Origin of the sequence: Wolbachia endosymbiont of Drosophila baimaii, from assembly GCF_028982185.1 — a bacterium.
GTDB classification, from domain to species: Bacteria; Pseudomonadota; Alphaproteobacteria; order Rickettsiales; family Anaplasmataceae; genus Wolbachia; species Wolbachia pipientis.
The window spans coordinates 1-12,878 of the sequence record NZ_JAPQLE010000112.1 but is presented as its reverse complement, the minus strand read 5'-3'; the positions used below and the strand labels follow the sequence as shown (position 1 = coordinate 12,878).

General features: G+C 35.8%; 13 protein-coding genes. 4 read left to right on the top strand and 9 right to left on the bottom strand.

Annotation, left to right across the window (positions count from 1 at the left end):
• Positions 1-122 precede the first annotated feature (122 nt).
• From thyX to acpP, 4 genes are all read right to left on the bottom strand, one after another.
• Entirely contained in the window at positions 123-977 is an 855-nt protein-coding gene (gene thyX / locus OZD66_RS03775; RefSeq protein WP_182367903.1) for an FAD-dependent thymidylate synthase, read from the bottom strand.
• Positions 978-986: 9 nt separating this feature from the next.
• The gene (murA, locus tag OZD66_RS03770) at positions 987-2,264 is read right to left on the bottom strand and encodes a UDP-N-acetylglucosamine 1-carboxyvinyltransferase (RefSeq protein ID WP_182367899.1); all 1,278 of its coding nucleotides are present in this window, start codon (positions 2,262-2,264) and stop codon (positions 987-989) included.
• Between the two features lie 122 nt (positions 2,265-2,386).
• Complete coding sequence (gene fabF, locus OZD66_RS03765) at positions 2,387-3,658, bottom strand: beta-ketoacyl-ACP synthase II (protein WP_182367896.1); 1,272 nt, start codon at positions 3,656-3,658, stop codon at positions 2,387-2,389.
• A 13-nt stretch (positions 3,659-3,671) separates the two neighbouring features.
• A complete protein-coding gene (gene acpP / locus OZD66_RS03760) occupies positions 3,672-3,932 on the bottom strand; it encodes an acyl carrier protein (RefSeq protein ID WP_006279836.1) in 261 nt (86 codons plus the stop codon).
• A gap of 145 nt (positions 3,933-4,077) precedes the next feature.
• Between acpP and OZD66_RS03755 the strand changes: the two genes are divergently transcribed.
• Both OZD66_RS03755 and OZD66_RS03750 read left to right on the top strand, forming a co-directional pair.
• On the top strand, positions 4,078-5,085 hold the full coding sequence (locus OZD66_RS03755; RefSeq protein ID WP_182367893.1) for a polyprenyl synthetase family protein: 1,008 nt from the start codon (positions 4,078-4,080) through the stop codon (positions 5,083-5,085).
• The gene (locus tag OZD66_RS03750; protein ID WP_182367890.1) at positions 5,078-6,019 is read left to right on the top strand and encodes an FKBP-type peptidyl-prolyl cis-trans isomerase; all 942 of its coding nucleotides are present in this window, start codon (positions 5,078-5,080) and stop codon (positions 6,017-6,019) included. Before OZD66_RS03755 ends, OZD66_RS03750 begins: the two co-directional genes overlap by 8 nt.
• Before the next feature lie 68 nt (positions 6,020-6,087).
• On the opposite strand, the gene hslU is transcribed toward OZD66_RS03750, so the two are convergent.
• Both hslU and hslV read right to left on the bottom strand, forming a co-directional pair.
• Positions 6,088-7,578, bottom strand: a complete 1,491-nt coding sequence (gene hslU / locus OZD66_RS03745; RefSeq protein WP_182367886.1) for an ATP-dependent protease ATPase subunit HslU — start codon at positions 7,576-7,578, stop codon at positions 6,088-6,090.
• A gap of 1 nt (position 7,579) precedes the next feature.
• The gene (gene hslV, locus OZD66_RS03740; protein ID WP_182367883.1) at positions 7,580-8,134 is read right to left on the bottom strand and encodes an ATP-dependent protease subunit HslV; all 555 of its coding nucleotides are present in this window, start codon (positions 8,132-8,134) and stop codon (positions 7,580-7,582) included.
• Between the two features lie 115 nt (positions 8,135-8,249).
• Here hslV and gshA point away from each other — a divergent pair, with 115 nt between their 5' ends.
• Positions 8,250-9,410: a glutamate--cysteine ligase gene (gshA, locus tag OZD66_RS03735; protein ID WP_182367880.1), complete on the top strand. Its 1,161-nt coding sequence runs from the start codon at positions 8,250-8,252 to the stop codon at positions 9,408-9,410.
• Positions 9,411-9,413: 3 nt separating this feature from the next.
• On the opposite strand, the gene OZD66_RS03730 is transcribed toward gshA, so the two are convergent.
• From OZD66_RS03730 to OZD66_RS03720, 3 genes are all read right to left on the bottom strand, one after another.
• Positions 9,414-10,235: a hypothetical protein gene (locus OZD66_RS03730; RefSeq protein ID WP_182367877.1), complete on the bottom strand. Its 822-nt coding sequence runs from the start codon at positions 10,233-10,235 to the stop codon at positions 9,414-9,416.
• 70 nt (positions 10,236-10,305) lie between these two features.
• Positions 10,306-11,253, bottom strand: coding sequence for a ferrochelatase (gene hemH / locus OZD66_RS03725; protein ID WP_182367875.1), 948 nt, complete (start codon positions 11,251-11,253; stop codon positions 10,306-10,308).
• Positions 11,254-12,051, bottom strand: a complete 798-nt coding sequence (locus OZD66_RS03720; RefSeq protein WP_182367872.1) for a hypothetical protein — start codon at positions 12,049-12,051, stop codon at positions 11,254-11,256.
• A 113-nt stretch (positions 12,052-12,164) separates the two neighbouring features.
• On the opposite strand from OZD66_RS03720, the gene ndk reads away from it, so the two are divergent.
• Positions 12,165-12,584 carry a nucleoside-diphosphate kinase gene (gene ndk, locus OZD66_RS03715; protein WP_015589428.1) on the top strand — a complete coding sequence of 140 codons (420 nt, stop codon included), beginning with the start codon at positions 12,165-12,167 and terminating at the stop codon, positions 12,582-12,584.
• Positions 12,585-12,878: the final 294 nt, after the last annotated feature.

Sequence of the window (12,878 nt, the reverse complement as noted above, 5' to 3'; positions counted from 1 at the left end):
TCATAACTATATGCTGCTGGCATTCAACCTCCTTATCATCATCTATCCTTATCCTATCACATCCGGACTTTTATGGAAAGAGCTATAACTGACAGAGGAGATTGACGCGTATGCCTTTATCTTTAAGATTGTTTATCAAGTATAGACATCAGCTCGTCCCATTCTCTTTTACCAATATTACTTTCTTCTCTAGTAACGTTTTCCCCTTTAATTAATTTGCGAATTATTTCTAGACCAGTTCTTGAAATACAGGCTGATTCTAGGCAATATTCAACAAAGGCATTGTAGGCCAGTGGAACCCATTTTTTTATTATATCCAGCATAACTTCTGCATAAACTCTGATTTCATATTGGGCATGCTTATCAGCTCTAAGCTTCAAAAAATGAAGGAGATTATGCAGATCTATTTTCCAATAAAATTGCGTGTAGTAATTAAGCATTAGGTTAGTTCTGGCAATTTCTCTTGCAAGCCCCTGCTCAATAAATTTTTCATAATGAGAATATACTAAATTAGAGTCATTTGTTAGAGAATCTATTATTTCCTTTGAGGTATCTGGATCAAAAGCTTCCCCGCTACCTTGTTTATTATTGTCAGATTGTTTTGCAACTTGTTCTGGTTTAGGTGTATAAAATTCATTATCAAGTATTGAATACCTTGCTGAATATTCATTCACATTTGCAGTTCTATGCCTTATCCATTGCCTTGCAACAAAAATTGGAAGTTTCACGTGAAACTTAATTTCACACATTTCAAATGGAGTTGTATGATGATGTCTCATTAAATACTTTATAAGTGCTTCATCCTGACTTATCTGTTTTGTTCCCTTGCCATAAGAAACACGAGCAGCTTGAACTATAGCGCTATCAGAGCCCATATAATCCATTACTCGAATAAATCCATGGTCTAATACCTTATGTTCTTCATATAAGATTTCATCTATTTCTTTTACTGTAGTTCGTTTAGTTGCTTCATTCATAGTATGTCCTCAAGATGAAATGGAGATATCAGCTCCACATGAATTGAGTTTTTCGTGCATTGCTTCATATCCTCTCCATAAATGATGCGAATTGTTTATTATAGTTTCTCCACTGGCTACCAAAGAAATAAGTATCAAAGCTGCTGTTGACCTTAAATCAGTGGCACACAGATTAGCTCCAGATAAGCTTTTTATCCCACTTATAGTAGCTTTGCTTTTCTCGATGCTGATATTAGCGCCTAACTTTCTCAATTCATCTGCATGTGCAAATCTGTTTTCAAAAATGTTCTCTTCAATTACTGATATCCCATCAGCGATGCACATTGCAGATATCAGTTGTGGTTGCATATCACTGGGGAAATTTGGATAAGGGTTTGTTGCAATGTTAGCAGACCTAATAGAGCAATTTTTTCTGGAAATCATAACCCCCTCATTATATAGTTCAACATTAGCCCCTATAGCCTTCAATTCATTCACAATACATCTTATATCAGATAGACTTATTCCTTCTAACTCCAACTTACCACCGGTTATTATAGCAGCTAGTGCATAGGTGCCTGCTTCTATGCGATCTGGTATTATTTTATGAACACATCCATTTAATGCTTCAACTCCTGTTATTGTGATCCTTGTATCACTAATCTCAATATTAGCACCCATTTTCTTTAGGAACTCTATTAAATCAAGAACTTCCGGCTCTGTTGCAGCATTGTTTATTATTGTCACTCCTTCTGCAAGTGTTGCTGCCATTATTATATTTTCTGTTGCACCAACGCTTATTTTCTCAAGTGTAACTTCTTTTCCTTGTAGCTTTCCTTTCACTGTTGCAATTATATTACAGCCTTCAACTTCAATTTTAGCTCCCATTTCTTCTAATGCTTTGATATGTATATCAACGGGACGCTTTCCGATATTGCATCCACCAGGAAAGACTGTTGTGATTTTACCAAATCTACTGAGAATTGGACCTAGCATTAAAAGAGATGCTCGCAGCTTACTTGCAGTTTCATGTGACATTACGTGATTATTGATATTACCGCAGTCAACTTTCAAAGTATGATTTGCTTTATAATCTTTATTGCGTGTAAAGTTCACTTTCGCTCCAAGACTCTCAAGCAGCTTAGACATTAGATGCACATCAATTAAATCAGGTACATTATGCAAAATTACCGGGAAGCTGCTCAATAGACTTGCTGCCATTATTGGTAAAATAGCATTTTTTGAGCCATTAATCTTGATTTTTCCGACCAGGGGTTTGTAGTTATTTCTTATTAATATCTTGTGCATTTAATTAAGCTAGATCTTACCAAATAAGTATAGTAAATCGACAGTAAAAGGCAAATTACAGATAATATAGCTATCACAGATCATAATGTTCGTACATTTTAGCTATTCAGCAGCAGAATTGATTACACTTGTCCAAATATGAGCGATGCATTAGTGCCACCAAAACCAAACGAATTAGAAAGTGCATATCGAATTTTATGCTCCTGAGCTTTAAACGGTACAAAATTTAAATCACATCCTTCTGAAGGCTTGTGTAAATTTAAGGTTGGCGGAATAATTCCATTATTTAACGCAAGAATACTGAATATTGCTTCAACGCTCCCTGCAGCACCAAGTAAATGTCCTATAGAAGATTTAGTTGAAGAAACAGGTATTTTATAAACGTAGTCACCGAATAACTGTTTCATTGCTATTACTTCAATTTTATCTCCAAGTGGCGTTGAAGTTCCATGTGCATTGATATACCCTACTTGATTGGGATTAATTTGTGCGCTCTTTAAAGCAAGCTGCATTGCCTTAAATGCGCCTCTTCCTTCTGGATGTGGTGCTGTAATGTGGTGCGCATCTCCTGTGAGTCCGTACCCAACCAGTTCAGCATGTATTTTTGCCCCCCTTTTTTTTGCATGTTCGTATTCTTCCAACACCAATATACCTGCTCCTTCACCCATAACAAAACCATCGCGTTCTGCATCCCATGGTCTTGAAGCTTCTTTGGGTTTATCATTGAATTTAGTTGATAACGCTTTCATAGATGCAAAACCTGCAATTCCAACTCTACACAGTGCACTTTCTGCTCCACCTGCAATCATAACATCCGCTTCACCAAGTTTTATAGTTCTTGCTGAGGTTATGATTGCATGCGCACCTGTTGCACATGCGGTTACTGCTGAATCGTTTGGACCTGTAAATTCGTATTTAATAGAAATATGGCCAGATATCAAATTTATTAGACTTGCAGGGACAAAAAATGGACTGACACGTCTGGGCCCTTTTTCCTGCATGGTAATAACATTTTCCTGAATTGACGGAAGACCACCTATACCAGAGCCAATAGTCACACCAACACGTTCCCGATTGATATTTTGGCTTTCCAAAATTAATGAATCATCTACTGCCTGAATAGCTGCTGCAATACCGTAATGGATAAAACGATCTGTCCTTTTTGAGTCTTTCTCAGAAATATAATCTAGTGGATTGAAATGGTGCTCAATGTTGTCTGATTGCAACGGCACCTGCCCTGCAATTTTGCAAGCAAGATCAGAAGAGTCAAATCTATCCGTATTGATTGCTTTTATGCCAGACTCACTTTTTATTAGCCTTGACCAAGTGTTGTCAACATCTGCCGCTAGTGGAGTGATTAAACCAACACCAGTGACTACTACTCTTCTGCTCATTTAACACTAACTATTAGCCTTTTTTATTATTAATGTACTCAACTATTTGCTCCATAGTTTCCATTTTTTGTGCGTCTTCATCTGGAATTTCTATTCCAAACTCTTCTTCTGCTGCCATGATGATTTCAACTGCATCTAAGCTGTCTGTACCATGCTCCGAAAGCTTTGAAGAGCTGTTGAATTTCTCTACATCCTTACTAATATGCTCTAGTATAATCTTTTTCACTTTTTCTTCTATGTCTTCTCTAGTGCTCTTTGCTAGTTCGCTATTCACATTTCTTACCGAAAAAATAACCTATTCTTTGATGTTATAAAAAATTTTTATGTTTGCAATATCTTTTATAACTGGTAAACTACAGTAAAGTTTTCTACTGCCCTAGCTGGCTAGCGTTACGTGCTAAACAATTAACAATTCAAAAATGCTAGACGAAACAACAAAAAATTTGCTTATTGTAGAAGTAAATAAACTCTTACCCGAAAATAGCGAGAATAAGCTTATATCGGCTATGCGTTATATACTCCTTGCTCCTGCAAAACATATACGCTCCTTTTTAGTCGTAGCTTCATCGCGAGTGTTTAACGCGGAAGCTAAAAAAGTAATATCAGTTGCTGCAGCAATTGAATTTGTTCATGCTTACTCTCTAATTCACGATGATTTACCGTGCATGGACAACAGTGATACTCGCAGAAGCCAGCTAAGCTGCCATAAAAAATTTGATGAAGCAACAGCAGTGCTTGCCGGAGATGCACTACTTACTCTGGCTTTTGAGGTATTATCTTCGTTAAATGAGAAACGCTGTGAGATCATAAAAGTGCTCTCTCAAGCAATAGGAATTAGGGGAATGGTGGGAGGACAGGCTTTAGATATTAACAGTGAGCATATAGATTTTAGACCCCAACCCTCTGTCATTCAAGTAGCGGACACTGGGATCCAGAAGGCTTTGCCTACAAGCATTTCGTGCAAAAAGCCATGCGATAGTGGAGCTGAACATGAAATGGATTCCAGTGTCAGCTACTTGCATGACACCCTTTCTACCTTAAAACTACAACATTCGTACGGCTGTATGTATGACGCTGGAATGACGTCGGGCCAAGCTGATAAAATAAAAGAAATTCATTTGATGAAAACCGCAAAACTATTTGCAGTTTCATGTGAAATAGGTGCTATAATAGGGGATGCTACAGACAAGCAACGTAAAGCGTTATATAACTATGGAATAAATCTAGGGCTTATCTTTCAAGCTAAGGATGATATTGAAGACTACGAACAAGATAAAACAAATAACCTAATGTCTGTGCTTGGTAAAAGTGAAGTAGAGGACTATATAGACGGCCTCTTTAAACAAGGCTTGGATAATTTGAGTGCGCTTTCAGGGGATACTAATTATTTATATGATTTATTGAATCAAGTAAAGAAAGATGGTTAGAAAAATTATATTACAAATGCTTATTTCCGTAGTAACGATTCTCACTTTAACTTCTACTTTTGTGTTTACTATTGTCTATATAAATAAAGGTAAACCGGAAAAAAAGGACAAGCTTTATGAGATAAATGCCACGCATGGTGGTTTGATACAGACGATAGCATATTACCTAGTGAAGCCAATACTTGAATCAGCACTTGACCGCTATATTGAAAAGCATGGGCTGACAGAATATTTAGAAGAAATAACGCAGCAAAAAGAAGAAGATTCAATAAATTTTTATGAAATTACTGAAGGCAGTGGCAGCAAGGCTTTTTGTGGCCTGGAAGTCCTATTGCAAATATATAAAATTTCTAATAATAACTTAGCAACACTCCCTAGCAAAGTTTCTGATGTTACTTTGAAAATAGGTCAAGATAACCTAAAAGAAGTGAGTTTAGGGGTAATAGGTATGAAAGAAGGCGGAGAGCGTGTAGTTACTATTGCCAATGATAACAAAATGAATTTTAATTCTTATTACGTCAAACTGATCGAAGTAAAGGATAAATATCCCGACTCAGTAAATAATCTGATGGTTTTTAATGACTTAATTAACAAGACTGGAAAACAAGTAAGGTGCGGTGATGAGATATCGGTTAAATATAGCGTAAAGGAGCATAATGGAGAATATATAGCCAAAGATCAAACAGTGCAATTTAGGGTTGGCGATAAAAAAATACCACTTGCTATAGAGCTTGGAGTTGTGGGAATGAGAGCTGGTAATAAAAGAACTATTCTTTCTCCGCCTGACCTTTTGACTATTACTGACGATATGTTAATAAAAGACATAGATTATGATGAAGAAAATATCTCAATAATTGACTTAAGCTTAGATGTTAAGCAAGAGGTCGCAGCACACCATTCTACTGTTGAAAAACAGCCTAAAGAATATAGCTGAAATTTTAGGTCTACTGGCTGACCTTCTGAACACTTTCTATACTACTTAAAGTAGGCTTTTCGTTTTTCCTAAAGTATAAACTTAGATAAATCAAGCTGCTTCGAAATTGACTCAAGTTTATCTTTTACATACTTGCTATCTATAATGAATTTTTCGCTATTTTTCTCAGAAGCAATGAAACTTATCTCATCTAAAAGCTTCTCCATAACAGTGTGAAGCCTTCTTGCGCCTATATTTTCCACTTGCCTATTAACTGTAAACGCTATTTCAGCTATGGTTTTTATACCATCATCAGTGAACTCAAGTGTCACATTTTCTGTTTTCATTAAAGCTATGTACTGCTTTAACAAACTAGATTCTGGTTCCTTTAATATTCTTATTAAATCTTCTTGAGTAAGTGCCTTAAGTTCTACCCTGATCGGTAATCTGCCCTGCAATTCCGGTAAGAGGTCAGATGGTTTAGATTGATGAAAAGCACCAGATGCAATAAATAATATATAGTCTGTTTTTACATGGCCATACTTAGTTGTAACAGTTGTTCCTTCAAGTAATGGTAACAGATCGCGTTGCACTCCTTCTCTGTTTACTTCACCTTTTACTTCTGTACGCGCTGCAATTTTGTCTATTTCATCCAAAAATACTATACCGTCATTACTAACAAGATCAATGGCTTCTTTGATTATCTTATCTTCATCCATTAGCCTTTCACTTTCTTCATTAATTAATATTTCACGCGCTTCTTTTACCTTCACCGTAATAGTTTTTGTTTTTTTGCTCCCGTTAAACATCTTGCCCATTATTTCTGTTACATTCATCACACCAACTTGCCCACCTGGCATGCCTGGTATATCGAAAGTAGGTAACATACTCTTGCTCTCTCTGACGTTAATAGAAACTTCTCCGTCCTCAAACTCTTTATTCCTCAACCTTTCTCTAAAAATTTTTTTACTCTCTTCGGTTGCATTTTCGCCTACCATAGAGTTTACTATTGTTTTCTCAGCTAAAATTAAAGCCTTTTTAGCTAAGGCTTTACGGGCTTTCTCTTTAACTAAAACTATTGCTGCATCAACTAAATCGCGTATTATCGAATCAACGTCACGTCCAACGTACCCTATTTCAGTAAACTTCGTTGCCTCAATTTTTATGAACGGTGCACCGGCAAGTTTTGCTAAGCGACGAGCTATTTCAGTTTTACCAACCCCTGTATGACCGATCATCAATATATTCTTAGGTATGATCTCATCACGCAATGGAAATGGAACCTGATTGCGACGCCAACGATTTCTGAGCGCAATAGCAACAGCACGCTTTGCATCATCCTGTCCGATTATGAATCTGTCCAATTCTTTAACTATCTTCTGTGGTGGCAGGTCATCTAACAAAACTTGAGTGCTGTCATTAACTTGAACATCGCTGTCATTTGAATCAAAACCACTCTTAGTATCTTTATAGAGGTTATCTTTTTCATCGTAGGTGCCACTACTACAAGACCGCCCTTCTGAAAGGGTTATGGGCTGATTGGAAAAATTGGTGCATAAAGTTTTTTGCTTGGAAGACATATCACTCCTCTATCTTTTCAATAACTACATTATGATTTGTATAAACACATATATCGCCAGCTATCTTCATGGCCTTTTTCGCAATTTCCTCTATTGATATTCCTTTAATGTCAATTAAAGCTCTTGCTGCAGATAGAGCAAAATTTCCCCCAGAGCCAATAGCTGCGACTCCATCTTCAGGTTCAAGAACATCACCTGTTCCCGTAATTACTAATGAAATAGATTTATCTGCAACTATCATCATAGCTTCTAATTTCCTCAGATATTTATCCATTCTCCAGTCTTTTGCAAGTTCAACACATGCTCTCATTAATTGCCCTGGGTGCTTGTCAAGTTTAGATTCTAATCTTTCAAAAAGAGTAAATGCGTCGGCTGTTGCCCCGGCAAATCCAGCAATTACGGAATCACCAGAAAGACGCCTAACTTTTTTTGCTCCAGATTTTATAACAGTCTGGCCCAGTGAAACTTGTCCGTCACCTATTACTACTACACTTTTATCTTTTCTAATTGATAATATAGTAGTGCCATACATTTTATTGTTATCGTGTTGAATCATTTTTCTATCACTTTAAATAAGAATCTCATTATACTTTAATCTTTAGTCAAATTTACTAAATATGTTCAACTATAGCTTATAATATAATACCTTCCTTATAACATTTAAAGTGCAGATGCAAAACATAATTCACCCAGATTTGGAAAAAAGTATAAATAATTGGTTCGAAGCAAAATTTAATGGCCTTACATCGCCATTTTATAGCTCTATAGATCTTAGAAACTCCAGCTACAAAATTGCCCCAGTGGACGCTAATTTATTTCCTGCAGGATTCAATAACTTAAGTGAAGAATCAAGAACAATGGCAGCAAGATTGATAAAAAGCTACTTTAAAAGACACCAATACAAAAAGGTTCTTATAATACCGGAAAATTATACACGCAATAAAATGTATATAGAAAACGTATTTGTTATAGAGAAAGTACTGCAACTCGCAGGTTTTGAAACTAGAATTGGCCTTTTACATAATGAAGTATACAATTTAATAGAACAGTATGAAACTGTTGTGAAAGAAAACTCTCTGCTAAAGACAACTTCAGGATTTGTGCCTGATGTTATTATACTGAACCGTGATATGACGAGCCACATTCCAGACACGCTAAAAGACGTAAAGCAAGATATAGTACCAAGCCCACTATACGGTTGGCATAACAGGCAGAAATTTAAGTATTTTGAAATCTATCAAGAATTAGCGTCTGAGTTTTGTGGCGAATTTAAAATAGACCCATGGCTAATTTCTGTGCTTACAGAGAGCTGTGATGGAGTTGATTTTGATGATGATTTGTCACTAGGAGCAGTAGCAACTAAAGTTGACCAAATATTATCTCTAGTGCAAAAAAAATATGAGGAATATGAAATAAAAACACAACCTTACGTTTTTATCAAAGCAAGCAATGGCACATATGGGATGGGCATTATAACAGCAACAAGTGGAGAGGAAATATTAAACCTCAATAAAAAAAAGCGTCATAAAATGAAAAAGATAAAAGAAGAAATAGCAATCAATAGCGTTATTATACAAGAAGGTGTACCAACCATTGACGTATTTAAAAGCAGTTCTGCAGAACCGCTAATATACTATATAGGAAATACTCCAACATGTTACTTATACCGATGTAATAGCAGGAAAGATGTATATTCTAGCTTGAATGCCACTGACTGTGAGTTTCATGATGTTAGCCAGGTTGTGGAAGGTAAAATTCTGTCACTTTGGAGTATTGTTAGCAAATTAGCAGTACTAGCGTTGGCAGTGGAAATAAAATCTTTTCACCTCTAACCCTTACATTTCCACAGCGTTACCATCGGGCAGATCATTACCATCATTACCGTGCTGAATATGGTTATGGCCAGCACTATCAAGTTCAGTGGAAGGATCATCATTGACAGGTTGTTGAAACAATTTGTCAAGCTGAACTGCCAGAAATACTGCACTATATATTATGCTAACTGTTACGCTTAAGTTGAAATTATAGATTATACCATTACCTAAGTTTATTGGTATGGTTGCAGTCTCCATTCTTTTTAATGTGAAGTTTAACAAACCTAATGACAAAGTTAATGTGCTGATAATAAGGTCCTTCTTACACTTAGCAGACTTTTCAGGATCCTTATTATCTAGGTATTTTCTCCATGAATAATAGTAGCTTATAGGTTCCGAAATAAACAGAAATAGGATCGTTGATGTTAAGTGAATGTGACTTATTACGTCTGCATTACTCCTAGTAAAAAAATGGATGACTTTCAACATCATCAATGCTTCTATGATGCTGCTTGCAAGATTAGCCGATTTACCCACAATTTTTGCCAGCTCTTTTTTACTCTCAGGGTTTCTGTAATCCTTAATTAGATCCTGTAGAGTAAATGCAGAATGGGCAATGTATAGAATAGATGTCGGAAACTTTACTAGTCGAGCAACATTCCGTATAAGAAAGATATTGGATCTATTATTGTCAATGAACTCGCAGCAAAATTGCAGTGAAATCTTACACAATAGGGCTGTTAAACCTGTTGTGATGCAGATTACCTTCCTGAAATCATGATCATAAATATCATGCACCTTTTGTGCGAGTATGTTAGATTTCTTTTTTAGCTTGTTTGGCATGAAATAGTTAATAACTTTCTGTTATTCTATCACATAAAATCCTAAAAGAAAAGCCCTATAAATCAGGACTTTAAGGGAGATTTATGCACAAATCGGCTAAGCATTTTATAAACAAGGGATCGGTACTGAGAGTTGGCACACGAAAATAATATCCATCCTTGATAATTGCTTTATATTCTACATCAAGTTCCACAAGTGTTTCTGAATGCTCAGAAACAAAAGACATAGGTGATAGAACTACAGGTACACCATCAGCTTTTGCGCGTAATAGCTCACTTTCAGTGCTTGGCTCTAGCCATTTTACAGGACCTATCTTACTCTGATAACATATTGACCAATCTAAGTTATTGATAGCTAACTTTTCTACTATTAACTCTATGCTTCTTTCTACCTGTGAAGCGTAAGGGTCGCCTTTTTTAATAATACTAAGAGGTAAGCTATGGGCTGAAAATAGGACTCTTGGTTTACCGATTTTGCTAGCCAATTTATAGTACTTAGCTATCAGATTAGCGTGAGCTTCAATAAAATCTTGGTTATCATAATAACGGTAAATCATTTTTGTATTGCATTTTAGGCCATACCGTTTAGCATTTTTTTGCCAATTCTCGATGGATGACAGAGTTGTGGTAGTTGAATATTGTGGATACAGTGGCAGCAGAATCACTTCATCAGGATCAAACTGTTTTACACTTTCAATAACTTCGTCAGCAAATGGACGCCAATAGCGCATGCAGATGAATACCTTGTGTACATGGTTTCTATTTTCGTTTAATTTTAGTTCTAAAGCATTAGCTTGCATTTTTGTATTCTCTAGAATTGGTGATTTACCTCCAATTTCCTCGTATATTTTTCGTGCAGTATTTTCTCGTTTCGCAGATATAAACTTTGCTAAAAGAAACCGAAAGGGATTCGGTAGATTGATTATTCTCCTGTCATAAAAAAGGTTGAATAAAAAAGGACGGACCGCATTTAGTGAATCAGGCCCGCCAAGATTAAATAAGATAACTGCCTTTTTCACCTACGCACTACTACAACAAGTTACTTTCGGGGTACCTATAAAATTAGCTACACACTCATCAAATTTAGTTATAGGCACTAAATTTCTCACATTTGCATACAATAAGTGGCCAAATCTCTGCATGTTACTCTGTGTGGATTCAAAACTTCTATCAAAAAACAGATCAACACAAAAACTTGGCACGGTTTCAAGAAGTTCAACAGCAGCTAAAGATAGCATTATACAACTTTGCAGGACCTTCAAAAGAACCTTTAGAGGGAAAAGTAAAACTTTAACGAAAAGAGAGGTGCTACTCGTTTCATTCAGTGGTTGCACTGAATTGGGCGAATTATACTCGATGTGTTTTCTATTTTGATCAAAAATAGGAAATTTTATAGTATCTTTCTTAAATTCCGCGTCTATTTCTTTTCTACTATGGTTAGTGATTTTTTCCATTAACTTCTCACGCAGATGAAAAGTTCTGACAATAAAACATGTGGCAATCATTAAGGCAGCACATAAAAGTGCGCATTGCATGAGGCTCATACTGCCTAGCATAGCTGGCAGTGCAAAACAAACAAGCGGTGCTATGATTGTTATTTCAAGAAATGGAATAGTGTTTCTTCTCATCGCAAAGGCAGCACCTTCTTTTAATTTTGTATTATGATGTGAACTATATTCCAAATAACTTAAAAATGCCAGACTAAAAGTCAAAAACCCTTTTGTTTCACACAAAAGCGATGACTTAAAGTTACTTACTAATTTTTTAGTAGTAGATTCAGCTTGTTTAGTAGTGTTATTTTTACAACATTTACCCATACAATACCTCCTTGATGATTTGTCCTTAATTATAGATAAAAAATCACTTCTATGAAATTAAAATTTGTAATAAAATAAATCTATAAATGTACTATTCTATATAAGGAAATAATATGGCAATTGAGAAGACACTTTCAATCTTAAAACCTGATGCAGTAAAAAATAATATTACAGGCAATATAAATTCCTACATCGAACAATCTGGGCTGAAAATCACAGCACAAAAAATGATGTTACTAACAAAAAAACAAGCAGAGCTGTTTTATGAAATTCATAAAGATAGGCCTTTTTTTGGGGAATTAGTAGAGTTTATGACCTCTGGTTCTGTGGTAGTTCAAGTTTTAGTTGGTGAAAATGCAGTAAGTAAATACAGACAAATCATGGGAGCTACCGATCCAAAGCAGGCAGATAAAGGCACAATCAGGGGTGATTTTGCTGATGATATTAGTGAAAATAGAGTTCACGGCTCAGATAGTCTAGAAAATGCTCGTAAGGAGATAGCTTTCTTTTTTGCTGAATGTGAGTTGGTGTAGTTAACTCAGATTGGCGTCATCCAAGTAGCTGACAACATAGAAACGAAAAAACTTACTTGACAAACTCCGCCAGCCCCCTTATCATGAAACTGAAGCTATTTATTTATCTTCTCTGTACAGATTAAATGACAAAAAAACTCACGTATCTGGCGTCTCATGTTTAATTTTTTGCACTATGTGCACCTTATGTCTTTATCAAACTTCTACCTACACAAGCTGAAATACGCTTATAAAGCATTTAAAACATTAAAAAACGCCAACTTAAAAAATGGATAGTGAATAACTAGCTACCCT